Source organism: Tractidigestivibacter sp., assembly GCF_050946515.1.
Taxonomy (GTDB): Bacteria; Actinomycetota; Coriobacteriia; order Coriobacteriales; family Atopobiaceae; genus Tractidigestivibacter.
In genome coordinates this window covers 1-24,498 of sequence record NZ_JBMNUX010000014.1, presented here as the reverse complement: position 1 = coordinate 24,498, position 24,498 = coordinate 1, and the positions used below count along the sequence as shown (strand labels likewise).

Genomic DNA, 24,498 nt, shown 5'->3' with positions numbered 1-24,498 from the left:
GTTCTTTTATATATATCAAGAACAATAGTAATAATAAGGTCGGTGAATAAGTTAATAACAGGCGTTTGTGCAGGTAGAAGGGATAGTTTATCGACTTGGGAGGCTACTGGCTTTTCCTATGTTCCAACAGTTGAAAACATGTTGAGAAAACTTTCCACATTCCGCGCTGACTTTTCATCATCTCTTTCAGACCTTTTCACAACGTATGTTGACAAGCCGTCTGTTACGCGCTGCCCGTGATGCTCTCCTTTATTTGCATCAGACGGTCATAGTAAAGCTTGTCCTTCTTGCTTTTTTCCTCGACCACGCGAACGCTATGGAGCAGTGTCGCGTGGTTTCGTCCACCAAAGTGTGCCCCAATCTCGGCGTATGTGACATCACAAAGCTCCTTGGAGAGCCAAGCGGCAATGTGACGCGCTTCCATGATCTCCTTGTTGCGCTTCTGACCAATGAGGTCGGAGTGAGAGATGTCAAAGTACTGCTCGACGGCGCGTTGGATGTCCTCTATCTGATAGTCACGCTCTCCGTTGGGCCAGGAGATCTTGACAAAGTGGTTGATGTCTTCGTGCGTCAGCTCTTTGCCTGATTCCTCGCGAAGGCTCTCGGTGGTGAGACAGCGCAGGCAGAAGCCTTCGATTACGCGAATATTGGCTCCTGCTTTGCTCGCCATGTACTCCTGATTGTCTTTTGAGATGGTTCCCGAGCAATTGGGCACATGCTCCTTTTCGCCATCATTTTTCATCCGCTCGAGAAACGTGTTGATAAGGCGCAGCTTAAGCTCATAGCTTGGCGTCTGGATGCTTGTAGAAAATCCAGAGTCAAGGCGGCTGGTAACGCGCTCGTCCATGCCGTCTGGGCCCATGCCAAGCTGCGAGGGCGATCGGTCGGCCGCGAGCACAATTTGTTTTCCCGCTGAGGTCAGATGGTTGAAAGCGTCAAAGAAGAAGTCAACGGTGCCGGTCTTGCCTGAGAGCTTCTGAATGTCGTCGATGATAAGAACGTCGATGTCGTAGTAGTTTTCGCGGAGAATCTCGGGGGCTGACTTCTCGCGATGGCTCATGGCTGTTGTGTAGTCTGTGATGAACGCTGATCCGTCCTTGTATACGCACACGCGTGACGGGTCGTTTGTCGCTATGTAGTTTTGGATGGCACGTAGGAGGTGTGTCTTGCCCAACCCGCTCTTCCCATAAATAAAGAGTGGATTGTAGTTGTGGTTCTCTCCATTTGCCACCTGCAAAGCCGCTTGATAGGCAAAGGTGTTTTCTTCGCCTACGACAAAGCGGTCAAACGTTAGGCGAGAATCGTTCTCTGAGATGTCATCTACTAATGGATTTGCCTTCCTGCGGCTTTGTGCGTCTTCCTCGCGCTCTGCCGCAGCGCGCTGCCAGTCATCTTCTGAGGAGATGGCCCTTGGAGAAGGGGTCGCTGTTGCGCGCTGAGCCGGCTCAATCCATTCGCGCGCCTCCTCGGCAGTTACCGTCGAGGCAGTGGCTATGGGCTTTCTTGCCGGGTCAGGCACGAAGTGCACGTCAATCTTGGTTGGCTCAAAGGCCGCCTGCGTCAGGCACTCGTCAATGACTGAACTGTTCTTGGACAGGCGTGACGTGACAATGCGACTGTGTGTCTCAACACGGAGGACGCCATTCTCAAGTGAGACAGGATGGCAGCTCCCAAGCATTGCAAGTATGGACCCTGGGAGATTCTTCTCGCTCACAAGATCAAGGGTATCCTGCCAGACGGCATCCGCATCTGATTCGAACTCTGGTTCCATCTCCTAGGGCATTCCTCTCGAAAGACAATGGGAATGCCCATTATAGGTGGATTGTTGAAAACTCAGAAGCTCATTTGCCTCGAATGTTGAAAACTTCAACTCCTCGGCAATAGCGGACTAAATCAGCATCTCTCCCGCTTTCGTGAGATGGTACTTCTGCCCTACCTTTTTAACGATACCCGCCTGGAGAAGCGTTACAAGCTCGCGCGACCACGTTGGCGCCGAGAGGCCGTAGGCTCTCACGAGGTCAGACGGTCCAACCATCTCGTGCTCTGAGAGATATTTCAGAATCTGAGCGCCGCGCTCTGAGAGCGCAATCGCGCCCTGCGCGACCGGCGCCTGAGTCGGGGTCGCAGGCACGTATTGCTGGCTGGGTGGCATCTGCGGCATTGATTGCTGCGGCATCATTCCTGCATATACCTGCTGATAGGAGGTCTGCGAATAGCCTTGGCTGACCTGTGGCTGCATCGGTTGCTGGAACTGGGGCTGCTGTGGCTGCATAGCTTGTTGGAATTGCTGCTGCATCGGCTGCTGAGAGGCGCCTGCGCCGCCTTGCGCATGCGTGATGTCCATGGCGTCCTTGCCGGGGCGGGTTGAGATCGTTACGACGGTCCCTCCGGAGATGTTGTCCTCAATGGTGAGGCTGCCGCCCTTGTCGGTCATGTACTGCTGCACGTAAGGAAGCCCCGAGCCTACGCCACGGATGTAGTGCTTCATCTCTTCCGTTGCTGAGGTCGTTCCATATTCTAGAGCGAGCTCTTTTGACTTAATGCCTGGTCCTTGGTCAGAAAAGCGCAGCGTATTGCCATTGTCCAGAATCGTGATGGTTGGGGCAATGAAGTACGCGTGTATAAAATTCTCAACAATCTCCCTAATAACCGTGAATGGGATCTGCCCGCCTTGCTCGTGCGCGAGCTTGTTTACGGTTGCTGTGATCTCTTCGAGATAGCTGCGAATGTCGTTTGGCTCGACGACGACCACACGTGGGGCCGCTGCCGCATCGTCGTAAACCGCAATTCGAGCGGGGTAGCGCACTTCTGTTCCTAGTTCGCCCTGGGGCTTGTCTTCCTCATTGGGCACTTCTCCACCGTTTTCAACAAACGGATAGAACGAGTGAACCATGCCTCTACCTCTCGAAACGTTGGTCTTTGGGTTACCTGTGGTTGAAAGACCGTCGAAAACTTTCAGACCGTTTTCTATTGAACGAAACTTTTCAACTGTCGTGAAAAACTTGTTGATAACTGCTGTATCTCAGGATAACGGATTAAAAAGTATAGCAACAGAAAGCATTGTATCTATCTTCTGGAACAATGATTTCGCTTTGCACGAAACCTTTCGCCCCCTTTCAGCGCAAGACGGCGATGTTTTGGCAAATTCGTGCATGAAAAATAGACAATTGACATGAACAAGGCTTGACACGTACAATTCGAAAGCTCACGTCTCATAACGATTACACCCGTCTGGGGAGGAATTAACAATGAAGCGTACGTATCAGCCCAACAAGCGCAAGCGCGCCACTACTCACGGCTTTCGTGCCCGTATGGCGACCAAGGGCGGCCGTAAGGTCTTGTCTCGTCGTCGCGCCAAGGGTCGTAAGAGCCTGACTGTCTAATCGGCACGTCTCATGGAGACCATCAAATCTAATTCAGAGTTTGAGAAGGTCTTCTCGCGTGGAAGGCGCTACTCAAGCGACCTTCTGCGTATTCGCGTAGCAAGGACGGATGAAGGCGACCATGGAAGAGTCGCCTTTGTCGCACCAAAGAGGCTTGGGAATGCTGTCTATAGGAACCGATGCAAGCGCGTACTCCGCGAGGCGGCGCGTTCGTGTGGGCTTCCTCTAGGCAGCTTTGACGTAATTCTCTTATCAACTGACAGGACTCATGACAGCTCTCCCGAGCAAGTAGCCGTGTCTCTTAGAGGATTGCTCAGGAGAGCCGGTGTGTAGTATATGAGCGAGAAGGGCAAGTCTCTGCCTGCCAGGGCTGCCAACAAAGCGATTCGTTTCTACCAGAGCTATATTTCGCCACTTCTTGGACCCCATTGCATATACACTCCAACCTGTTCTGAGTACGCACGCCAGGCTATTGCTAAGTACGGTCTTGCTAAGGGTGGCTGGCTTGCTTTTAAGCGAATCCTGCGTTGTCATCCCTTTCATGCCGGTGGATACGATCCCGTTCCCTAGGGGGAACTCACGGAGGAACCATGTGGGATTGGTTGATTAATTTTATGGCCAGCATCCTTGCTGGTATCGAGAGCTTCTGCGGGGACTGGGGTCTCGCGGTCATTATCTTGACCGTGATTATCCGAATCATCATTATGCCGCTGATGAACAAGCAGGTCGAGTCGTCGGCGCGCATGCAGGTGGCGCAGCCAAAGATTCAGGAGCTACAGGAGCGCTACGCTGATAATCCTGAAAAGCAAGCTGAAGAGCTCCGAAAGATATACGCAGATCTTAAAGTGAATCCTGTCATGGGCTGCTTGCCAGTCCTGATTCAGATGCCAATCTTCTTTGCCCTCTTCACGGTTGCCCGTTACCACGTACCTGAAGACGCTTCGTTCTTTAATATTATTCCGTCGCTTTCTCAGTCTGCTGCTGGTGGACTTGAGGGCGGTTGGGCTGCTGGCGCACCCTATGTGATTGCAGCGCTTCTTTTTGGGTTGCTAACGTTTTTGCAGATGGCTCTCAACCTCAAGAACAGCACGACTTCTGAACAGAAGCAGCAACAACTCATTATGGGCATTGTCATGGCCGTGATGATGGTTTGGTTCTCGTGGAATATTCCTTCTGCGGCAGTCCTTTACTATAATGCGTCGGCGATTTGGGGCATACTGCAGCAGCAGCTTGTGACCAAGCATGTGATTGAGGAAGCCAAGAAGAAGGCCGAGTACGAGGCGACGCATAAGCCTGTGCAGGTAGATGTCGTTCGCAAAGCGAAGAAACCTCGTCCACATAAGAAGAGCTAGCCCACTTGATTTCTATTATTATCGAGCCGTCTTCGCGACGGCTTGAATTTGTATTAAAGCAAGGTATGTAATAGTTTAATATTTTATATTAATTGGATTGTAGTGAGGGGTAATGATGGAGGAAGAAAACCTCGGCGAGCAGGGAGACGTCCTTGCATCCGACGATGCGCTGGCTCAATCTGGCGCAGATGAGTTTTCAACCATCCGTGAGCACTATGAGGCTAATGGTACTCTGACGGATGATGAGAAAGACAAAATTGCGGATGTCGCTGTTGACTACTTAAGAGGAATTTTGTCTCTTTTTGGTGAGAACCATTCTGCAATTGACGAGTATGACGGCGACGATGGAGAGCTTATTCTTGATGTTACCGGTGGCAATCTTGCTGTTCTTATTGGACGGCATGGTCGCACGCTAGATGCTCTTCAGGTTGTCTTGTCATCTCTTATGAGCAGCCGCCTTCGCTTCTATTACCCTATTGTCGTTGATATCGAAAGCTATAAGAGTCGCAGCAAGAGAAAACTGCAACAAATGGCCCTGTCTGCAGCTTCTCGTGCGAAGCGCCAAGGATCTTCTGTTGCCCTTGCACCGATGAATGCCTATGACCGTAGAATCATCCACTTAACACTTCGAAATGATCCCGAGGTCATGACTCACTCTGAGGGTGAAGAGCCCATGAGGCGTGTTGTAATTACTGTTGTGAAAGACCCTGAAGAATAGATTGTTCTTCACATCATAGTGTTGCTGTTGGGGAGGGTGTTGAGTGCCCTCCCCTTTTGTATGACAATTTCTTTTGTCGCGTGTGTTTTTGGCAGGAGGCTTTTATGGAAAAAAGTGAGATTTCTAGTCTTACTTCTAAGCTCAAAGACTTGATTACTACGTATCCTCCTCTTTCCTGCCTGTCCCTTTCTGATGACGAACTTCGTTTGATGGTGAAGCATCTTGCTCTTGTTATTGAAAAGAACAAGGTCATGAACCTTACGCGGATTCTCGATCCTGATGATGCCCTTGTATTACATATACTCGATTCTCTTCTATTTCTCGCTCCTCCGAATATAGATATTTCTCCTGAAGACAATCTTTTAGATATTGGCACTGGAGCCGGCTTTCCTGGAATACCTCTAACAATTGCAACTGGATGTCACTCTGGGCTCTTGGATTCTGTTGGCAAAAAAGTTAAAGCTGTTGAAGACTTCTCACTACAGCTTGGTCTATCTAAAAAGATTGATTGTTTTCATTGTCGTGCTGAAGAGCTCCCAAATATTTCTAAACAGAGGTATCAATTTGTTGTTGCTCGTGCTGTAGCTCCAACGAATGTACTCGTTGAGTATGCTTCACCCTTGCTTAATACGAATGGCTTTCTTCTTGTAAGCAAGGGGAATCCCTCTGATGAGGAAATCTCATCTTCTCTTGTAGCTGCTGATATATGTGGATTAAAGCTTGTTTCACGTGAAACTTATGAACTACCTTCTGGCTTTGGTCACCGTGAAATCATTATTTTCATGAAAGAAAAGTATCCCAAGATAAAACTACCACGAAAGGTTGGCATGGCAAAGAATCACCCTCTTGGTATATAAGAACTTGTGGGATAGAACATCAGTTCTATCACACAAGTTTCTTCGCATCGTTTTAATCATGCATATAATTTTTATTTGAGAGTACCAGGCATCAACTGTCAGATGGTTCTGATAAAGCACATTGTCTCAATTGAAGCCGAACTTGCTTACACATTTGAAGAATATTGTTATAGACAGTCGATTTGATTTCAGAATCTTACTCAATCTTATAGTCCTAAAATTGCATATGTTTCACGTGAAACATATTTGTTGAAGACTCGGGAGTCTGTAAAAACGTAGCCTTATAAAAATAGGATTTGTTTATAAAAGAAATCTTGCCATCAATATTGATAGACAATGATTGATATATCTGCTTAATTCATAATCCTTATTTCGACACTACCACATAAATTGCATTCAAATTGAATGATGCAAATTAGATAGTTCGGTTTTTGAATCAGAATCACATAACATAATTTTGATTCATACCTAGTAATTCCAATAAAAGCTATGTTTCACGTGAAACAGTGATTGAAATATAGATTGAAGACATCTAATAGACAGCCTAGTTTCACGTGAAACAATCAACTATCATGGTTACGTGCTTCTTGAGCGAAAACACTGCTGAGATGAAAATGCGCCAAGAATAATGGAGGACAAATTGTCATATAAAGATGTAAAAAGGGGTCTTCCCAACAGAAATCCGCATGTAATCGCAATAATCAATCAAAAAGGTGGTGTTGGGAAGTCAACAACAGCGATTAACCTTTCAGCAGCACTTGGTGAAGCAAAGAAGAAAGTGCTTCTAATTGATCTTGACCCACAAGGAAATTCGACAAGCGGGTTCGGTATAGAAAAAGAAGATCTTGAGCATGATATGTATGATGTTCTCCTACAAGACTTCCCTATCCAGGATTCTATTGTCGATACCTGTGAACCAAATGTATTTATAGCACCCTCGACGATCCAGCTAGCGGGGGCTGAAATTGAACTTGTTTCGACAATGTCCAGAGAGACAATATTAAAAGGCGCCATTAAGGACATTGTAGAAGAATTTGACTATATCTTTATTGATTGCCCGCCTTCATTAGGACTTTTGACAATCAATGCGCTGGTAGCAGCGGATAGCCTTCTTATTCCAATACAGTGCGAATACTACGCACTTGAAGGAGTAACTAAGCTTATTGAGTCAATGCGAATGGTTAAAAGTCGACTCAACCCTGACCTAAGAATCTTTGGCGTACTTATGACCATGTATGACACAAGAACAACCTTGTCTCATGAAGTAGTTGAAGAGTGTGAAAACTACTTTGGCAAGGAAATTTTTAAGACCTATATTCCACGCAATGTCAAGATCGCTGAAGCTCCAAGTCATGGGCTTCCTGTTACAAAGTATGCACGAATGAGTAAGGGAGCACTTGCGTACACAAAACTTGCGAAGGAAGTGATTCGTCGTGGCTAAGAAAGGTTTAGGTCGCGGGCTGGGCTCGTTAATGGAAGAAGCCAATGCAGAAGTTGGTGGAACAGCTGCTGATACAACACTTCCACTTAAGAAGATAAAGCCAAACAAAGGTCAACCGAGAAAAAATTTCGATGCGGATGAACTGGCAGAATTAACTGATTCAATTAAGCAGAACGGAGTGCTCCAACCGATTCTAGTCAGGAAAAAGGGGTCTTTCTACGAGATCGTAGCAGGAGAAAGGCGTTATCAAGCCGCTAAACTTGCAGGGCTAGAAGAAGTTCCTGTTGTAATAAGAGACATCAGTGACGAGGATGTTTTTAAACTCGCATTGATAGAGAACCTTCAGAGATCTGATCTTAATCCGATTGAGGAGGCACAGGGCTACAAGCAGCTTATTGACCAAAACGATTTGACACAGGAAGGAGTTGCAAAGCTAGTATCCAAATCCAGATCGGCAATTACTAACACACTTCGCCTTCTTGATTTGCCAATTGAAGTGCAAGACCTAATGAGAGATGGAAAGCTCACCGCAGGCCATGCAAGGGCAATTCTTGCGGTACCAACAGAGGAAAGTCGAATCAAACTTGCGCAAAAGGTTGTAAACGAAGGACTTTCGGTCAGACAGACAGAAAGGCTCGCTCCGTTATTTTCTGTCAATCAAGATGATGAACCAGTTCGCAGATTACCAGTACCACAGTCATATAAACGTGCTGCTCGAGAGATGAGACTAGCGTTGGACACCAACGTAAAGGTCAAGAATGTCAGAGGTAAGAACAAAATCGAGATAGAGTTTGATAGCGAGGAGCAGCTAAGTCATATCGTTGATTTACTGACAAGGGAGTAGCTCATGTCCAAAGTAAGAGCAAAGCTCATAACAATTGGAGTAATGGCAGGAGCTGCGTACGCCGCATATGAGCTTCTCCTCAATGACCAGGCAAAAGAAGAGCTCAAGCGAGCAATAAAGGCTACAGAGCGGTCGTATCAGAGAATCAAAGAAATTGTTACAGAAATAACGGGAGAGGTAATGGATGACGATGCGCCTCTGCCAAATGTTCAGGCAACAAGCCAACAATGGGAGAATATAGGATACTAATAAAGCCATCTACATGGAAAATAGAACAAATGTTCGTGAGCGGCGACTCTCTATTCAGAGGGTCGCCGCTCACATAAAAAATGAAGCAAAGAGGGAAGTCTAAGCCTCCTTAGAGCGAAGGGCGCGTTGGCGAAGTTGCCCACAAGCAGCATCAATGTCAGAGCCGCGGGAATTGCGAATGGTAGCCTCTACTCCCACAGAGGCCAGGCGAGAGACAAACTCCTGAGCTCTTGCAGCTGAGGAGGGGCGGAACTTCGACCCTTCAACGTTGTTAAGCTGGATAATGTTCACATGCGCAAGAGTTCCGCGACAGAAGTCGCAAAGCGCTGCTAGTTCCTCATCAGTATCGTTAACGCCTTGGATAAGTGCATATTCATAGGTTGGACGCCGCCCCGTCTTGTCGACATATTCGCCCATGACATCGTAGAGATGAATCAGCGAGTATTTCTTTACACCAGGCATAAGGGCGTTTCTCGTCTTCTGGACAGCAGAGTGAAGAGAGACAGCAAGAGTGAATTGTTCGGGCTCATTTGAAAATCGCTTGATCATTGGAATAACACCGCAGGTAGAGACTGTGATGTGTCGTGCACCGATACCCATGCCTTCAGGAGAGTTGAACTTTCGAAGGGCATCAAGAACAGCGTCGTAGTTCATCATGGGCTCTCCCTGGCCCATCATGACGATGCTTGTGACGCGAGTATTGAAGTCGTCACGCACATGCATTGCCTGCTCGTAAATTTCGGCTGCAGTGAGAGAGCGCGTCAAGCCTGCAGCACCGGTTGCGCAAAAGGCGCACCCCATAGCGCAACCAGCCTGCGAAGAAACACAGACAGCCAGCCGGTTTTTAGTCGGCATGCCTACGCACTCGACAGCGACTCCATCGGGATAGCGAAGCAGATACTTACGGCTGCCATCCCGTGAGACTTGGCGAGCAATCTCCTCCACACCTCCAAGAGTCAAGCGTTCAGAAAGCTCTGAGCGAAGCGTCTTGGGAAGATTGGTCATCTGATCGAATGAGGTTACCCCCTTTGTCCAGACCCATTCCTCAATTTGCTTGGCACGAAACTTTGGCTGCCCAAGCTCTGCCAAAAGCGCCTCCAACTGACCGCGCGTCATGCTCCTGAGGTCACTCTTGTTCTGTCGAATGTCGTTGGTTCCCTGCATTTCTGTCTCCAGCCTCTGATATATAACGTCTGAGGAGTATTCTCAGTTAGTTAACTGCATTTACGTGAGTCTACAGCACTAGATGAGAGAGGCAGGTTGTCGTACATGACAAGAGATGAGGTACTGCAGCTCAAGGTGATTGTCGTGGCCGGTGGATGGTCATCTGAGCATGACATCTCCATGCAGTCTGGCGAGGCTTGCCAGGCTGCCCTTACAGCGGCGGGCTTTAAGGGAGTCGACCTTGTCGACGTTGCTGAGCCGGACTTTATCCAGCGCTTGCTAGCTGGCAACTATGACGTGGTGTTTGTTGCCATGCATGGAAGCTACGGCGAGGATGGCTGCATTCAGGGCCTTCTTGAGACGCTTCACATTCCTTATACCTTTTCGGGAGTTCTCGGCAGTGCGCTTGCCTGCGAGAAGACCGTTGCGAAGATTCTTTATGCCGACGCTGGGATTCCTACGCCCAAAGGAGTTACGCTTGCGGCAACCGACGAGGTGACGAACGAGCGCCTTGATCAGATTGTCGACGAACTCGGGCTTCCTCTGTTCGTGAAGCCCGTCAGCAATGGCTCAAGCTTTGGTGTGACTTCTGTAGCCGAAGAAACCCAGCTCAAGAAGGCAATTGCTGACGCTGCCGCGCTTGACTCCGAGATTCTCATCGAGGAACGCATCATGGGCACCGAGATTACCGTTCCTGTGATTGGCAACGATGATCCTCAGGCGTTGCCAATCGTTGAGATTGTGACCGGTGCGGACTATTACGACCTCAAGGTGAAGTACGAGCCCGCCTCCATGCACCACGTAGTTCCCGCCCGCCTTGAGGCTGGCGTCTATGCCCGTGCGCAAAAGCTCGCAATTAAGGCGCACAAAGCTCTTCATTGTCTCGGAGCTTCGCGCAGCGACTTCATTGTGAAGGACGATGGCACCCCAGTTATTCTCGAGACCAATACTATTCCGGGCATGACCGAGAGAAGTCTGCTTCCTGATTCCGCACGTCATGGCGGCATCGAGTTCCCAGAGCTATGCACGAGGTTCATCGAATTCGCGCTTGAGGCACATGGCAAGGGCGAGCGATAAATGCCGAGGACCGTTAAGGGAGACGAGAAGGGTGTAGCAGCTTCCGATGCGCCGCGGGCCACTCTTGAGAAGCTGCTGCTTCCTGGCACTCCTGAAGACATCAAAGAACAATACCTAAGCCTGGCCGAGCGAGCAGAGTACACAGATTTTGGCCTGCTCGAGGAGGACCTCGTCGTTCTCGATACAGAGACGACGGGGCTCTCGTTTAAAGATTGCGACCTTATCGAAATCTCTGCAGCACGGCTATCCGGTCGAAAAGTGGTTGATCGCTTTGAGACGTTCGTCGATCCCGGAGTGCCCATCCCACCTGAGATAACAAGGCTGACGGGAATCCGCGACATTGATGTCGCTTCTGCCCCTGATCCAGAGGAAGCGGTCGCGCGCCTTGCCGACTTTGTTGGCGGCATGCCGGTCTTGGCACATAACGCTACGTTTGACCATACCTTTATTACCAAGGTGCGGGGAGGTCAAGAGGTCTCTGACAATTGGATTGACACGCTGGCCCTTTCTCGTATTGCGCTGCCAAGGCTCTCCTCCCATAGGCTTTCAGACTTGGCAGCTGCGTTTGGCTGCGATTCGGTAACGCACCGAGCGGGGGATGACGTCGACGCGCTTTGTGGCGTCTGGAGGATTATCCTTCTGGGGCTTTCAGACCTTCCATCAGGGCTTCTCGCTGACCTTTCAGAGATGCACCGCGAATATGACTGGTCATTCCGGCCGATTTTGGCCCACCTTGCGCAAGAGGCTGGTCCTGCGCCCTTCTCGCTCGCGGCCTGTCGCCATGGTTTGGTGGCTCGCGTGAGCTCCGACGTTCGCGATGACGCTGCGGAGAAGGAAGGGGAGCTTATCGCTCCGACCCATGAGCAAGTGATTGCTGATTTTGCGCCTGATGGTCCCGTTGGTCGCATGTATGGCAACTATGAGAGCCGCCCCGAGCAAGTGAGCATGGCGCTTGAGGTCACCGACGCGCTAGCGACCTCGACGCATCGCTCTATCGAGGCGGGGACTGGCGTTGGCAAGTCGATTGCCTACCTGCTCCCAGAGGTCAGGTTCGCCCAGGCAAACCATGTGACTGTCGGTGTCGCGACAAAGACCAATGCGCTGACTGACCAGTTGGTTGCCCATGAGCTGCCCGCGCTCGATCGAGCCCTGCCCGAGGGGGTCACCTATACAAGCCTCAAGGGGTACGATCACTATCCTTGCCTGCATCGAGTAGAGCGCGCCATGCGTGAAGAGCTGCCGGTATCTGCATCTGCAGCGGACGGCCGCTCGGACGGTTCAATTGCTGAAGACATGATGACAGCGATTGCTGTATGCAGCGCATACGCGTGCCAGTCGCCTGACGGCGACATAGACGCGCTTGGCATAAGGTGGCGATCGGTGCCTCGAGCCATGCTCACGACAACTCCGGACGAATGCCTGCGCACGCGCTGCCCGTTCTTTCCTAATGAATGCTTCGTTCACGGTGCCCGCCGCCGCGCCTCCGAGAGCGACGTCGTTGTGACCAACCATGCCTTGCTCTTAAGAAACGTCGAGGCAGATGGCAAAATCCTTCCGCCTATCAGGCATTGGGTTGTGGACGAGGCACACTCTCTCGAGTCGGAGGCTCGCAGACAGTGGGCTCGGGAGGTCTCAAGTGAGAATGCTCGCTCGGCTTTTGAGCTGCTTGGTGGTCTCAAGACGGGCACGATTCATTCTGTGATGACTGCAATGTCAGCATTGGAGGGCTCGACAACTGCTGTAGCGCTGCTTGCCAAGTCTGCGGCAAGCGTAGCGCGAGCGAGCACGGCATGCTCTGCGCTCTTTGACGCAATCCACGGACTTGTCGACGTTGCCCCCTGTGGCAGTGGCTATGATGGCGTGACACTATGGTTGGATGAGAACATTCGGGCAACCGATGAATGGGCTGACGTTGTTGAGGCGGCAGACGTCGCCAGCAAGCGTCTGGATGACGCAGTACATCAGCTTGAGGGCGCTGCGACGAAGGTGGGGGAGCTGTCACCAAAACACCAGGGTGACCTCGTTGAGTCCTCACGCTTTTTGTCCGACCTTTTGGCAAACATTCGTCTGATCTGTTCGGGCGAAGACAGGACCTATGTGTACTCGGCGCAGCTCTATCGATCAAAGAGGCGTATTGGGTCTGAAAAGCTTCTAGCTGAGAAGCTCGATGTCGGCGCGGACCTTGCGGAGCGGTGGCTTCCCGAAACGCAAAGCGTGATCTTTACCTCAGCAACCATTGCAGTCGGTCATGACTTCTCGCACTTCGATCATGCCGTAGGGCTTGACCGCCTTGACAAGAGCGCTCACAAGGACGTTCAACTTGATTCGAGCTTTGATTATGACAATAGCATGTCAGTGCTGGTAACGTCCGATATGCCTGCGCCAAATGATGGCAGGTATCTTGATAAGCTCATCAGTCTTCTCTACGACGTGCACATTGCGATGGACGGCTCAGTGCTCACGCTGTTTACCAATCGACGCGACATGGAGCGAGTCTTTGAAGAGCTGCAGCCTATGCTTGGCGAAAGGGGACTCAAACTTGTTTGTCAGGAGCGGGGTGCTTCTCCGCGACGGCTGCGCGAGCAGTTCCTTGCGCAAAGGAGCACGTCCCTATTGGCTTTGAAGTCGTTCTGGGAGGGCTTTGATGCGACGGGCGACACGCTAAGGTGCGTCGTTATCCCCAAACTGCCGTTCGCGAGCCCAAATGACCCCATAGTTCGCGAGCGCGAGGCGCGCGAAGACCGGGCCTGGTGGCGCTATTCGCTTCCCGAGGCCGTTATATCGGTAAAGCAGGCCGCCGGACGGCTTATCCGCACCTCAAGCGACAGAGGGGTCTTGGTGATTGCCGACTCACGCGTGGCACATAAGCGCTATGGCAAGCAGTTTACTTCTTCGCTGCCCTCAAACGCTGTCAGCGAGCTTGAAACAGAAAACGTGGGACGCTTCATCCGCATGTGGAGGGCATCTCACGAATAAAACGCTGTCTATGCCTGTGCAGGTGCTTTCTGTCCAAGCTGGTTCAGAAGCGCCTGCGCATAGGCAGTTGTGCGTCGCTTTAGTTCTTCGTCATAGATAGTCAAGGTGCCACCGCACGCAGCAAGGCGACGTGGAAGCCACATCCCGCCGAAGTAGGGAAGCTCGATGGTAGTCCCATCGTCACCGTCCGAAATTAACCGAGCTCCTGGCCAGTCGAAGATGCTGAGGTAGCTCTTGTTATGGAAAGTAACTCTTACCTGACGAAGCGGCGCGTCTTCGACCATGGCCGCCTCGTCCTCTTCTTCAGCTGGGATTTGGAGGATGTCGGACATATGATCCACGCGAAAATGACGCATCGCGCGCTTGTCCATGTCAATCCCATCCAAAATCCAATGGTCGCCGCTTACGCGCAAAGCCTTTGGATCAACGCGCCTTTCCCGAGAAGCGCTTTCAGAGACGCCTTGGTAAGAGAATTCCAAAAGACCAAAATCTGCAATTGCTCGGGCGCATGCCGAGAGAGAGTCAGCTTCTGCCGTATGGCCACGCATTCCTCCAAGGGCGCGGAGCACGATGCCATTGTCGACGGGAGTAGACGAAAGCGCTTGGTCAATGGTGGTGCGGAGAGGATCGTTTTCCGGCAGTCCCACGTAATTGAGAGCCGCTTGCACAGCAACTGTCTCTTCCTTGGTCAAGCGAACGCGACGGCCGCGATTCCCACTTCCATTTGCAAGGGCGAGGCGGGCACCATCATCGCTCTCGAGCAGTGGCAGCCCTGACTCATTGCCTCCTGCCGTCAGGATAAGGTGGAGCCGCCGCTTGACCTCTTCGGCGGTAATACCAAGCCGTGCAGAAAGCGTGTCGACTGAAATGCCATCACCGCCCTGGTCTAGCGCTCCGATAAGGGCCGTGAGTTCGCGGCTTTTTAAGGTGCTGCCCGGTCGGCCGCTCTTCTTGTGCGATGCGCTAGCCATTCTGAATGACCCCCTTCAGCAACGTTCGGTAACTTTCGACAAGATTGGGCGGGTCTAGAGGCCTGAGTTGCTCTGAGATTGCCCATGAAGCGGCCGCATCGATGTTGCTTACATTGACGTGCCAAATGACGCGGTCATGGTCATGCTCAAGCTCGCCAGCCTCTTTTCCTAGGCGGTCAAGGTCGCGCTCCAGCTCTTTTTGCCGAGACTGAGGAACAAGAAACGATCCTTTGCAGATCGTCTGACCAATTTGGAAGGGGAGGCTGATCCAGTCTTGGACATCGAAGTCATCCGGGAGTTCAAACGTGATCTTTGGAAGTTGCTTCGCAGAAGAAATACGGTCAAGCCGATAGCGGCGCATGGAGCCTGAAGCGATGTCGCCCCTTTCGTCAATGCGGGGAGCTACTAGGTATTTCTTATCACGCAGCCCGAAGATGCCATAGGGCGCAACAACTCTCTTTGAAGCTTCTCCTGAGGCGTCGGTGTATTGAATCTGCACGGCCGTGCCAGCATCTAGGCAGCCTCGCACGATATTGAGCACCTTGTCAGGAGTGCGAACAGACGGCTTAAGACTCTCGATCGCCTCATTGTCAAAGACGTCATCAATCTTAGCGAGTGCCAGGCGAAGCTCGTCTCCGTAAGGGAAGTTCGGGTCGTCCACAAGAGGTAGGCAGGCTATGTCTATAACGAGGGCGTCTTGGTCTGAAAGCTCCGACGTGTTGGCAAACGAGAGTTTCTCGTTTACATGCCAAGCGTTGGACCCATCAGCAAGGTGAGCGCGTTCAAGGACAATTCCGCAGGCGGCAAGCGTTGCCCTGTCCCGCTTGAAGGCGACTCGATAAGAATCCCGTTTGTCGAGCTCCTCGTAGTAGGTGTGCCAAATTTCATCGTCTGACAGAGTCGAAGCATTCATAAAGGCCAAAGCGATTGAAGCAACGCGCCTGCTCTTTTCGTCGTCGTCGGTTAACTCTGAAAATCCATCGTCTATGTGTGTCTCTTCTGCCATGCGCGCTCTCCATGCCACGTATCGTTGGTGCCAGTACATGACACGATAACTGAAACCAGCTTCGCAAAATACGCGCATAAGATGTAAAGAAAGTTATCTTAACAGGCAAAATGTGGCCTCACAGGGGTCTTGCGGAATGAAACTGTGACAACAAGACGTATACTGACCGGGTATATGTGCATTCATTCACGTATGTGCACCGTGAACGAGCACCAGCGGAGGGCAATATAGTATGGCCACGACACAAGAATACATGGACTATCTGGACGACCAGATCGGCATCTCTCCGGCGAACAGCCAAGAGGAGTTACAGGCCGCCGAGACAATAGCCGAATTGATGCGAAACCACAACGTTGACACCAAGATCGAGGAGTTTGACGCTAACTCCTTTGCGCGATTGACTCCGTCAATCCTCTTTATCTTGATGTTCGTTGGCATCTTGTTTTCTGGAATTGATGCGGGAGCGCTTCCCATCATCGGCATGCTGCTCGCCTTTGTGCCTGCAGTGCTGTTTGTTCTCAACCATCTTGGCATCGGTGGAAGCTTCCTTTCTAACCTTGGACCTACTGTCCGTAGCCAGAACGTCGTTGCCTTCCACAAGGGAACGGGCGATCTTGTTACCAAGGGCAAGCGACCAATCGTGATCGTGGCTCATTATGATGCGCCCCACGAGAGCTTCATCTATGGGTCTACGCTCGGAGCGTACTTGCCTAAGGTTCGGAAGTACTTCTCCGCTATCGTCTTGATTGTTGGCGTCTGCGGGCTTCTCCAGGTGCTGACGTTTTTGCCGACCCCATTCCGCAAAGTCATGTGGATAGTTGGCATCATTTGCGCGATTCCGATTCTTCTAGAGGGCATTGACGTCATATATCAGCGGTTCTCCCCGTGCACGCTGGGCGCTAATGACAACAAGTCTGGCGTTGCTGCAATGATGGGAATTCTTGAGAACGTCCATCCGACTGAGGAGCACCTTGTTTCTGGACGCTCCCGCGAACGCGAACATGCCATGCGTGATGCCTCGGCTGTCGCTGCGGCTGCTGCCGTGACGCCTGTCGCTCCCTCCGAACCCGAGAGCGTGGCTCCGGAAGTTGCTTCGCAGCCTGAGCCCGATGAGGGCGAGACGCCCGAGACCGAAGGCGATGCTGATCAGACCGTCGTTAGCGCTGCGGAGCCCACAACTCAGATTCCCCTCGCTGACAAGCCCGAGCCTGTGGTCGGCGTTCGCCATGGCGAGGAGATGATTCGACAGATGGGCATCCTCCCCGCCAACTGCGAGATTTCGTACGTCGAGCATAACTGCGAGGTATGGGGAGAGACCTACGTGCCGCCCTCGGCTGCCGTCCAGCCTGTGCAAGCACCGATACCGGCGACCGTCGCTCCTGTCGCTACTGTTGACGCGCCGCCGATGGACGACGACATCGACGACATCGACGACATCGAGCCCGAAGAGAGCGAGTCCGAGAAGACAAACACGCTACGCCTTCCGAAGATTTCAAACCTCATTCCTCGCAAGAAGGTCTCGACAGGCGAGGCTTCTGGTGGCGAGCCAGCGGATATTGAGCAGCAGAGCAACGAGGCACCCGCTAAGACTTCAAGTCCTTCTCTCAAGGATCGACTGACGTCACTTTTCCATCGTGACGCAAAAGGCGAAGAGCCATCTCCCGAAGCTACGGTTGCTGCGCCTTCTGCCTCCGACAGCACCCCACGCATTGACGTCTCTGATGTAAACATGGGCACTCCGGTTGTTCCCACTGCTACTGTGTCGCAAAACGTTGAGACCAATGTTGCGACCAACGCCAACGTGGGCGACAGGGGTCCGACAGACGAGGCTACGGCCCCTGAGCCCGTTGCCTTTGCGCCCTCGCAAACGCTCAACGACGTTCCCACGATTTCATCCACGCCCGCTCATACGGCAGAGCCCGCTGATCCGCAGGCTACCGTGGTAACTCGCTTCAGGTTTGCTGAAGACTCGAACGATCTTGGCAGCGTGGGGGAGAGGGATACGAGCGGAATGGACAATCTAGACGGCGTCTATGATGCCGCCGACACTCAGTCGCTTCCGGCTGACCCGGTTCCGTCTCCCGCAGCACCCGACGATCCCACGTGGGGGCAATCTTCGTATCGACCCGAGATATCGAGCGTTGCTCGCCGCGCAGCACTCTATGATCTTCCTGATCCCTCCAAGAGTTCAGATCCGTTTGGCACCGACCCCAATGCAACGCGCATTAGTGTCGAAAGGCCGACGACGCCGACGGCGCGTCAGCGCGGCGTCCAGAGCACGCCGCTTGTGAACAGCCGCTACCCCCGTAACAGTGCTGCGCCAAACAGGGCGAGCAATGCCCCTGCTTCTCCAAGTCAGGATGGTCTTGATGTCATTACCCCAGACGACATCAAGTCTGAAAGCAGGAAGCGGCGTCGCTCTCCAAAGAATGGCGGAGGATCTAGCTGGAAGGGTGGCGCTGCGCCGCGCGGAGATCTGAGGCTTGTCGACGACGATCCCAAGGGCGTCCAGCAACAGGCGCCTCAGACTCCTGAGGATGCCATCAATCAGCTCGATGAGCCCATGGATGCTCAGGCAGCAACCAGCCAGCCCAACGGGGCATCTAACGACGTTCCTACTGAGGACGAGCTTCGCAATGAGGTTCTGAACATGGGATATGACGAGCTCATCTCTCACGACATCTGGTTTGTCGCTCTGGGGTCCTCTGAGCTTGGCAATGCGGGTATGAAGGCCTTCTTGACAGAGCATCGTCGCGACATTCGAGGTGCGTTCCTCGTGAACCTTGAGTGTGTCGGCGCGGGCGAGCTCTCGCTTCTTACGCGGGAGGGTGCCGAGTTCCCTCGCCGCATTGATCGCCGAATTGCTCGACTGCTTACAAAGACCTCTTCGGACCTGCACATTGATCTTGGCTCCACCCCATATGATTGGATTGACACTGACGCTACATTGGCAATGAGGTCTTCAGTGCGTTCTGCCACCATCATGGGTCTGGGGGACGACGGACTGCCTGCGCTTTCGCACAAGTCCAATGACGTCTGGGAAAACGTTGATGCTGAACAGATTGAGCGCGTTGCTCAGCTTGTGACAGAGATCATTCGCCGGTCTTAGCGAGAATCAAAGAGCTTTGTGCGGGAGCGACCAGGAAATGGCGCTCCCGCATGGCTCGGCCTTATTTACCTCCAGTTGGACCTTCGACTCTTCTTTTTGTTGCTCATGTGGCTTATGATTCCTGCCCCAGAAATGACGGTTAGCGAAGCCAAACCAACGAGCAGGGCGGACGTCGAGTCATCTCCCATATTGGGTAGCGGTGTTGGTCCCGCGGTGACGGATGTCTTTGGTGTTTTTTCGTCATAAACGCTCACGGTTTGGGATGGGTCGGAGAGGTCACAGTGCGCCGCGACGGTTTTCCCATCTCTCTCCAACGTCTCAAACACCACAATTGTTCGCCCTGCTAGCTCAGAGGCGTCTAGATCAAACTCAACGCTCGCTTCTCCATCAGCGTCTTCAGGAACAATAGCCTGTTCTGCTGACCGCAACGTGCCACCATCAGACCCGTCCTCGTTTACCAGATGCAGCTCTCCTTTGAGCGTGTACTCCTTGCCGGGGCAGAGGTTCTCGTATCTTACGGTGTCAACGACAACTTGGTCTTTGCTAGCCACGATTTCATGGTCGCCATCCGATTTGTCGCTGGCGGAAGTCTCAATCTTTGGGAAAGTCACAGTCTGGTTAGTATCGCTTATGTCAAAGTGCGTTGCATAGGTCGTGCTGCCCTTGCCAATGCTCTCAAATGCCACGACCTTCTGATTCGCAAGATTGTCCGGCGCCGCGAACGTGAACACCACCTGCACAGATCCATCGGAAGCGGTAGGCGTGAAGTCTGCATATGCGGTGACCTCGTCTCCGTTCTTGTCGTAAAGGATGCCCGCGTCGCTTCCGTCCTCGGCAACTAGATGGAGCGTTCCCGTTGCCGTATAGGCTTTTCCAACCTCAAGACCGTGATAGGTGATGGTGTCAGTTAGGACAATCTGGTCTGCAGCTGCGTAGGACTCATGGTCAACGTCTCCGGCAAGCGTCGTCGAAAGGGAGGGCACCGTGACAGTTTGCCCCTTGTCGTCCAGGTCGGCGTGAGACGTGACTTTCTTCTCTTCCTGATAGAGCGTCTCAAATGACACAACCGACGATCCCTTGAGCTGCGAGGCATCAAATATGAACGTAATTGTCTCAGAGCCTTCCGTGCTGCTGGGTGAGAACTCTTGCTCTGCGGTTGCTATCACGCCTTCGTCATTGCCGTCTGCATCAACAAGATGTAGCTCGCCCTTAAGCGTGTACGAGCTTCCGGCGGTAAGGTCCTTGTAGTGGACCTTGTCAATGAGAACGGCGCCTTCAGTTGCTGGAACAACTTTGTCTCCCTCGGCATTTGTGAGCGTGGTTGCAATCTCTGGCACAGGCGTCAAGTCATCGCTAATGGTGCCAAGATCGACAGTCGCCTCATTCTTCGAAACAGTCGCATTTAACGTAACGAGGTCATAGGCAGCATTCGCCTCGCTGCGGAGCTCTTCGATTTTGTAGGTGCCATAGGTGAGTGCTCCTTCGTTGTCGTCAACCGACCCCTTCGCTTCAGTGGTGCCGAAGAACCAGACGCCAGCCTTGCTGTCCAGCATCGAGTCATCGATCTTGCCCGTGCTTGCGTTGTAAGCCTTGTCATTCTCGTTCGTCTTGTTGGAATGTGGCGAGGACGCTGAGCTTGTATCAAGAACGCCATCCTCGTTCGTTACTACTACGTGGCTCTCGCCAGTATCCATGTTTGTTACGAGGAAAGGTACATTCGCCATGCCTTTTTCCGTGTCGGTCGCTACCTTCACGCCCTTGAGGTCAGTCCGGATGACTTTTTCGGGAAGGGCGCTTTTCTGCAGGTCAACGAACTTGCTGCTCTTGGTAATCGAGAAGCGGACTTTCCAAGCGGAGTTGAGCTGATAGCCCTGCGATGGCCGGGTTTCGTGTGCCTCATAGGTGCCAAAGGGGAGGGCATCCTGAGCAGTTTGGCAGGTACCGTTTTTGTCTGTCGTAAGGGTTATAACGTCCTCGCCGTCCTCATAGCGCTTCCCGTCCACAACAACGGCATGACCAGAGACGTTTCTGATGGCAATAGTTGCCCCTTCAAGAGTTGCCTTTCCGGTTGGCGTTGTGCTTTGCGTCTGGGCATCGATCTTGTATAGCTTGACCCCGCCACGAACGGGCTGGTCACTTACCGTTAGATTCTCGTTGCCTGAGACAACCGCATTGCCGTCTTTGTCTGTGGAAACAACAACCACATGGGAAGACGTGTCTGATAGCAAGTAGCCATCAGGAGCCTTTGACTCTTGGATTACGTACGTGCCTAGAGGCATTACGACGTCCCCAGCGGCATTGGTGAAAAGCGCGTCTCCGGAAACAAGGGCGTCTTGGCTCACGCGAAGGATGCCGTCTTTGTCGGTTTTCAGCGTCCATGATCTTGTGGGGGTGCCCTCCGCGTTGCCCTTGGTGTTTTCATAGTACGAGACAGAAAATTCGGCGTTTCCAAGCGGAGCATTGCTCGTGGAATCGACTTTCTTGAGCAATGCAGTAGCCGTGGCATAGATTGCGCCATCCTCTACTGTGAGCTTTGCAGTCTGTGCCGGCTCAACCGTTATCTTATGGACGCTCTTGTCCAGCTTATAGCCCTTCGGTGCAGTGAGCTCCTTTATCCAATACGTACCAGGAATCATGCTTCCTGCGGAAGCTATGCCTTCTTCGTCTGTCGTCAACGTTGCTACCTGTGTTGAGCAGCTCTCGTCGGAGTAGAGACCAAAGGTTGCTCCGGCTAGCGAATAGTTGCTGTTATCAGCGGTTACGTTTGGATCCAAGGATTTCTTTTCAATCTCGGGCTTTCCGAAGACAGCACCGCATAGCACTATCCGCTGTGCCGAAGGGGTACTCGGCGTATAGACCCAAAACTCACCAAGGCTCTCTCCACCAGACTGGGCATACTCCTTTGCCTCTGCGGAGAGCGCAAGTCCGACTTCGTATTCGGCCTTTTGCTCGTCGTTTGTCGTGTTCATGGTGAAACCATGCTCGTAATCCCAGATGGCAATTTGCGTGATCATGCGCGCATCGCCACTTGAGTAGTCGGTTCCCTCAATCGTGGTTGTCACGGGATAGCCGTGCGCAAGTATGTAGGAGATGCCAGGATTTGCCGTCTCGGTAGCGGTGTACTCGATTTTTCCATAGCCTGGTCCGCCCAACGTGTTGTCCAGGCAATAGGCGATGCCCGTCTTGTGCGGGTCGCCGACACGCTGGTAAAGACCCATGCTCTCGGCAAACTCCTGAAAGACTCCAGCATCTGCTTCGTCTGCAGTCTCTGGACGATAAGACTCAGGCGTGCATGCGTTGTAGAAGTATGCCACATCCCCCGTTTCCGCAGATGCCGGGGCCGTGCCTCCCGCAATAAGCAGAAAACCGAGCGTCGAAATCACCGCTACGACAATCACGGGTAGTCTGTGTGACATTGACATTCTCCCTGCGTGACCTGGTCCGACGTTTGGACCGCCGCGCAGGGGGTCTCCTCCCAGAAGCCGTGCGCGCGGTACGCGCCGGCTCTCCTCTCTGGATCTTTTTGAAATAGCCTTCAGTTGTTTGTTGTTCGGTGACACTCTCATGAGCCCTCCTAGCCTCGTTGTGGGACACGAAGCTTAGCGAGGGCCCCTTTCGGCATTCTTGCCGCTGGCTATCGGCTATCTATCGCGTTTCTTACGGGCTCTGAGCTGGGTTTTCAACACCCTGCAGGAAGCAAGGGACGTTTTGCGTGTGATGGTTAGCGGTCGTTCAAATGAGGAGACAAAAAACGGTCATGCTCTGTGATAAAATCTCCACGCATGCGGGCATCGCCAAGTGGTAAGGCAATGGCTTCCCAAGCCATCATCCGCGGGTTCGAATCCCGTTGCCCGCTCCAGGGAGACTCTGGCCCCCAAACGGGGGCCTTTTTTGTGGGTAAAAGTACAACGAGACATAGCGAACGGGCCTATGAGAGGGGAGCAACCGTGGGCATCATTCCCATGACCGACGAGGAATGCAGGCTGGCAACCAATGCTCTGTCAGAGAAGATCGACAACTACGCAAACCTTATTGTGAAGAAGGGCGTCGCGCTGCATAAGGGCCAAGAGCTGGTGCTTTCCATTCCCGTTGAGCGTGCGGACTTTGCCCGTCGCATCGTTTCTGCGGCCTATGCTGCGGGGGCGTCTCACGTGACGGTCCGCTGGCGTGACGACGAAGTCTCGCGCATGACGTACGAGAACGTTGACACCGACTGGTTCAAGACCGTACCAAGCTGGGAGCGCGAGCAGCTGAACTCCTTGGCAAAGGCCGGGGCCGCCTTCTTGTTCATTGAGGGTGCAGATCCTTCGTCGCTCAAGGGAATTGACCCCATGAAGCCTGCTTTGGCTGCGCGTGCGCATAACGAGCAGTGCATTGACTACCGAAACGGCATGGACTTTGGCTACAACGCGTGGTGCATCGCAGGTGCGCCCGTTGAGGCGTGGGCCAAGGAGGTCTTCCCTGAGCTTTCTCCCGCCGAGGCCGTCTATCGCCTTTGGGTTGCCATCCTCGAAACCTCTCGCGCAGACGGGGAGGACCCTGAGAGCGCTTGGGAAACCCACAACGCCTCGTTTGAGCACGCAAAGCGCTCGCTCAACCGCAAGCACTATGATGCTCTGCGCTACCGTTCTTCCAACGGAACGGACCTTACGGTGGGGCTTACCGCGGGTCATATTTGGGAAGGCGGCGCAGGTCGAACCCAGGATGGCACGGTCTTTTTCCCCAACATTCCTACCGAGGAGGTCTTCACCTCTCCCGATCGCATGAGGGTGGACGGCATTGTTCACTCCGTTATGCCTCTCGTTCACAATGGGCAGGTTGTGCGAGACTTTTGGCTGCGCTTTGAGCATGGTGCGGTTGTGGACTATGATGCCGAGCTCGGTCGTGACGTGCTCAAGCACATTCTTGAGACGGATGAGAATTCCGTGCGCTTGGGCGAGGTCGCGCTCGTCTCCAAGAACACGCCCATTCGCCAAAGTGGCGTGCTTTTCTATGACACGCTCTACGACGAAAACGCTAGCTGCCATCTCGCGCTTGGCATGGGCTTCCCAGAATGCGTTCGTGGTGGCCTTGAGATGGACAAGGACCAGCTTGTGGCCGCAGGGGTTAACCAAAGCGCGATACATGTTGACTTTATGGTGGGTTCTGACGACCTCAACATTTGGGGCGTCTCCGCTGATGGAACGGAAACTCCCGTCTTCATTAACGGTCAGTGGCCTTGGGAGTAGGGGGCTGGGCTTCTGCGTGGTAGAATTGCTCTGCTCAGATTGAATGCGCGCTCTTAGCTCAGTTGGTAGAGCAGGGGACTTTTAATCCCAAGGTCGAGGGTTCGACCCCCTCAGGGCGCACCA

General features: G+C 52.6%; 19 protein-coding genes and 2 tRNA genes. 15 read left to right on the top strand and 6 right to left on the bottom strand.

Going from position 1 to position 24,498, the window contains the following annotated elements; genetic code table 11:
- Positions 1–223: 223 nt before the first annotated feature.
- Positions 224–1,771: a DnaA ATPase domain-containing protein gene (locus ACOYJL_RS08565; protein WP_433569813.1), complete on the bottom strand. Its 1,548-nt coding sequence runs from the start codon at positions 1,769–1,771 to the stop codon at positions 224–226.
- Between the two features lie 117 nt (positions 1,772–1,888).
- On the bottom strand, positions 1,889–2,893 hold the full coding sequence (locus tag ACOYJL_RS08560) for an ATP-binding protein (protein WP_433569812.1): 1,005 nt from the start codon (positions 2,891–2,893) through the stop codon (positions 1,889–1,891).
- A 355-nt stretch (positions 2,894–3,248) separates the two neighbouring features.
- Here ACOYJL_RS08560 and rpmH point away from each other — a divergent pair, with 355 nt between their 5' ends.
- The 9 genes from rpmH to ACOYJL_RS08515 all read left to right on the top strand — a co-directional run bounded on the left by rpmH (position 3,249) and on the right by ACOYJL_RS08515 (position 8,844).
- Positions 3,249–3,383 (top strand): 50S ribosomal protein L34, encoded by a 135-nt coding sequence (rpmH, locus tag ACOYJL_RS08555; protein WP_433569811.1) that lies wholly within the window; start codon positions 3,249–3,251, stop codon positions 3,381–3,383.
- Between the two features lie 12 nt (positions 3,384–3,395).
- Positions 3,396–3,716: a ribonuclease P protein component gene (gene rnpA, locus ACOYJL_RS08550; protein WP_433569810.1), complete on the top strand. Its 321-nt coding sequence runs from the start codon at positions 3,396–3,398 to the stop codon at positions 3,714–3,716.
- Positions 3,717–3,719: 3 nt separating this feature from the next.
- Complete coding sequence (gene yidD, locus ACOYJL_RS08545; RefSeq protein WP_433569809.1) at positions 3,720–3,953, top strand: membrane protein insertion efficiency factor YidD; 234 nt, start codon at positions 3,720–3,722, stop codon at positions 3,951–3,953.
- Between the two features lie 20 nt (positions 3,954–3,973).
- A complete protein-coding gene (locus tag ACOYJL_RS08540) occupies positions 3,974–4,735 on the top strand; it encodes a YidC/Oxa1 family membrane protein insertase (protein WP_433569808.1) in 762 nt (253 codons plus the stop codon).
- Between the two features lie 115 nt (positions 4,736–4,850).
- Positions 4,851–5,453, top strand: a complete 603-nt coding sequence (locus tag ACOYJL_RS08535; RefSeq protein WP_433569807.1) for a protein jag — start codon at positions 4,851–4,853, stop codon at positions 5,451–5,453.
- Between the two features lie 104 nt (positions 5,454–5,557).
- Positions 5,558–6,310 carry a 16S rRNA (guanine(527)-N(7))-methyltransferase RsmG gene (gene rsmG / locus ACOYJL_RS08530; RefSeq protein WP_433569806.1) on the top strand — a complete coding sequence of 251 codons (753 nt, stop codon included), beginning with the start codon at positions 5,558–5,560 and terminating at the stop codon, positions 6,308–6,310.
- 640 nt (positions 6,311–6,950) lie between these two features.
- Entirely contained in the window at positions 6,951–7,751 is an 801-nt protein-coding gene (locus tag ACOYJL_RS08525) for a ParA family protein (protein WP_433569805.1), read from the top strand.
- Between the two features lie 31 nt (positions 7,752–7,782).
- A complete protein-coding gene (locus ACOYJL_RS08520; protein ID WP_433569849.1) occupies positions 7,783–8,595 on the top strand; it encodes a ParB/RepB/Spo0J family partition protein in 813 nt (270 codons plus the stop codon).
- Between the two features lie 3 nt (positions 8,596–8,598).
- The gene (locus ACOYJL_RS08515) at positions 8,599–8,844 is read left to right on the top strand and encodes a hypothetical protein (RefSeq protein ID WP_433569804.1); all 246 of its coding nucleotides are present in this window, start codon (positions 8,599–8,601) and stop codon (positions 8,842–8,844) included.
- Between the two features lie 99 nt (positions 8,845–8,943).
- Here ACOYJL_RS08515 and rlmN read toward each other — a convergent pair whose 3' ends face one another.
- The gene (rlmN, locus tag ACOYJL_RS08510; RefSeq protein ID WP_433569803.1) at positions 8,944–10,008 is read right to left on the bottom strand and encodes a 23S rRNA (adenine(2503)-C(2))-methyltransferase RlmN; all 1,065 of its coding nucleotides are present in this window, start codon (positions 10,006–10,008) and stop codon (positions 8,944–8,946) included.
- Between the two features lie 105 nt (positions 10,009–10,113).
- On the opposite strand from rlmN, the gene ACOYJL_RS08505 reads away from it, so the two are divergent.
- Both ACOYJL_RS08505 and ACOYJL_RS08500 read left to right on the top strand, forming a co-directional pair.
- A complete protein-coding gene (locus ACOYJL_RS08505; protein ID WP_433569802.1) occupies positions 10,114–11,085 on the top strand; it encodes a D-alanine--D-alanine ligase family protein in 972 nt (323 codons plus the stop codon).
- Positions 11,086–14,061: a helicase C-terminal domain-containing protein gene (locus ACOYJL_RS08500; protein WP_433569801.1), complete on the top strand. Its 2,976-nt coding sequence runs from the start codon at positions 11,086–11,088 to the stop codon at positions 14,059–14,061. It abuts the gene before it with no gap.
- An 8-nt stretch (positions 14,062–14,069) separates the two neighbouring features.
- On the opposite strand, the gene ACOYJL_RS08495 is transcribed toward ACOYJL_RS08500, so the two are convergent.
- Both ACOYJL_RS08495 and ACOYJL_RS08490 read right to left on the bottom strand, forming a co-directional pair.
- Positions 14,070–14,753 (bottom strand): helix-turn-helix transcriptional regulator, encoded by a 684-nt coding sequence (locus tag ACOYJL_RS08495; RefSeq protein WP_433569800.1) that lies wholly within the window; start codon positions 14,751–14,753, stop codon positions 14,070–14,072.
- 271 nt (positions 14,754–15,024) lie between these two features.
- On the bottom strand, positions 15,025–16,038 hold the full coding sequence (locus ACOYJL_RS08490; RefSeq protein WP_433569799.1) for a helix-turn-helix transcriptional regulator: 1,014 nt from the start codon (positions 16,036–16,038) through the stop codon (positions 15,025–15,027).
- Between the two features lie 232 nt (positions 16,039–16,270).
- On the opposite strand from ACOYJL_RS08490, the gene ACOYJL_RS08485 reads away from it, so the two are divergent.
- Entirely contained in the window at positions 16,271–19,147 is a 2,877-nt protein-coding gene (locus ACOYJL_RS08485; RefSeq protein ID WP_433569798.1) for a M28 family peptidase, read from the top strand.
- Between the two features lie 65 nt (positions 19,148–19,212).
- Here ACOYJL_RS08485 and ACOYJL_RS08480 read toward each other — a convergent pair whose 3' ends face one another.
- The gene (locus ACOYJL_RS08480; RefSeq protein WP_433569797.1) at positions 19,213–22,563 is read right to left on the bottom strand and encodes a VaFE repeat-containing surface-anchored protein; all 3,351 of its coding nucleotides are present in this window, start codon (positions 22,561–22,563) and stop codon (positions 19,213–19,215) included.
- A 368-nt stretch (positions 22,564–22,931) separates the two neighbouring features.
- Here ACOYJL_RS08480 and ACOYJL_RS08475 point away from each other — a divergent pair.
- The 3 genes from ACOYJL_RS08475 to ACOYJL_RS08465 all read left to right on the top strand — a co-directional run bounded on the left by ACOYJL_RS08475 (position 22,932) and on the right by ACOYJL_RS08465 (position 24,498).
- Positions 22,932–23,006, top strand: a tRNA-Gly gene (locus ACOYJL_RS08475).
- A gap of 103 nt (positions 23,007–23,109) precedes the next feature.
- Positions 23,110–24,375 carry an aminopeptidase gene (locus tag ACOYJL_RS08470; RefSeq protein WP_433569848.1) on the top strand — a complete coding sequence of 422 codons (1,266 nt, stop codon included), beginning with the start codon at positions 23,110–23,112 and terminating at the stop codon, positions 24,373–24,375.
- 47 nt (positions 24,376–24,422) lie between these two features.
- A tRNA-Lys gene (locus ACOYJL_RS08465) sits at positions 24,423–24,498 on the top strand.

Bases quoted from the DNA above. Each gene is read 5' to 3' on its own strand.
- ACOYJL_RS08565 (WP_433569813.1), bottom strand. From the start codon at position 1,771: ATGGAACCAGAGTTCGAATCAGATGCGGATGCCGTCTGGCAGGATACC.
- ACOYJL_RS08560 (WP_433569812.1), bottom strand. From the start codon at position 2,893: ATGGTTCACTCGTTCTATCCGTTTGTTGAAAACGGTGGAGAAGTGCCC.
- rpmH (WP_433569811.1), top strand. From the start codon at position 3,249: ATGAAGCGTACGTATCAGCCCAACAAGCGCAAGCGCGCCACTACTCAC.
- rnpA (WP_433569810.1), top strand. From the start codon at position 3,396: ATGGAGACCATCAAATCTAATTCAGAGTTTGAGAAGGTCTTCTCGCGT.
- yidD (WP_433569809.1), top strand. From the start codon at position 3,720: ATGAGCGAGAAGGGCAAGTCTCTGCCTGCCAGGGCTGCCAACAAAGCG.
- ACOYJL_RS08540 (WP_433569808.1), top strand. From the start codon at position 3,974: ATGTGGGATTGGTTGATTAATTTTATGGCCAGCATCCTTGCTGGTATC.
- ACOYJL_RS08535 (WP_433569807.1), top strand. From the start codon at position 4,851: ATGGAGGAAGAAAACCTCGGCGAGCAGGGAGACGTCCTTGCATCCGAC.
- rsmG (WP_433569806.1), top strand. From the start codon at position 5,558: ATGGAAAAAAGTGAGATTTCTAGTCTTACTTCTAAGCTCAAAGACTTG.
- ACOYJL_RS08520 (WP_433569849.1), top strand. From the start codon at position 7,783: ATGGAAGAAGCCAATGCAGAAGTTGGTGGAACAGCTGCTGATACAACA.
- ACOYJL_RS08515 (WP_433569804.1), top strand. From the start codon at position 8,599: ATGTCCAAAGTAAGAGCAAAGCTCATAACAATTGGAGTAATGGCAGGA.
- rlmN (WP_433569803.1), bottom strand. From the start codon at position 10,008: ATGCAGGGAACCAACGACATTCGACAGAACAAGAGTGACCTCAGGAGC.
- ACOYJL_RS08505 (WP_433569802.1), top strand. From the start codon at position 10,114: ATGACAAGAGATGAGGTACTGCAGCTCAAGGTGATTGTCGTGGCCGGT.
- ACOYJL_RS08500 (WP_433569801.1), top strand. From the start codon at position 11,086: ATGCCGAGGACCGTTAAGGGAGACGAGAAGGGTGTAGCAGCTTCCGAT.
- ACOYJL_RS08490 (WP_433569799.1), bottom strand. From the start codon at position 16,038: ATGGCAGAAGAGACACACATAGACGATGGATTTTCAGAGTTAACCGAC.
- ACOYJL_RS08485 (WP_433569798.1), top strand. From the start codon at position 16,271: ATGGCCACGACACAAGAATACATGGACTATCTGGACGACCAGATCGGC.
- ACOYJL_RS08480 (WP_433569797.1), bottom strand. From the start codon at position 22,563: ATGTCACACAGACTACCCGTGATTGTCGTAGCGGTGATTTCGACGCTC.
- ACOYJL_RS08470 (WP_433569848.1), top strand. From the start codon at position 23,110: ATGACCGACGAGGAATGCAGGCTGGCAACCAATGCTCTGTCAGAGAAG.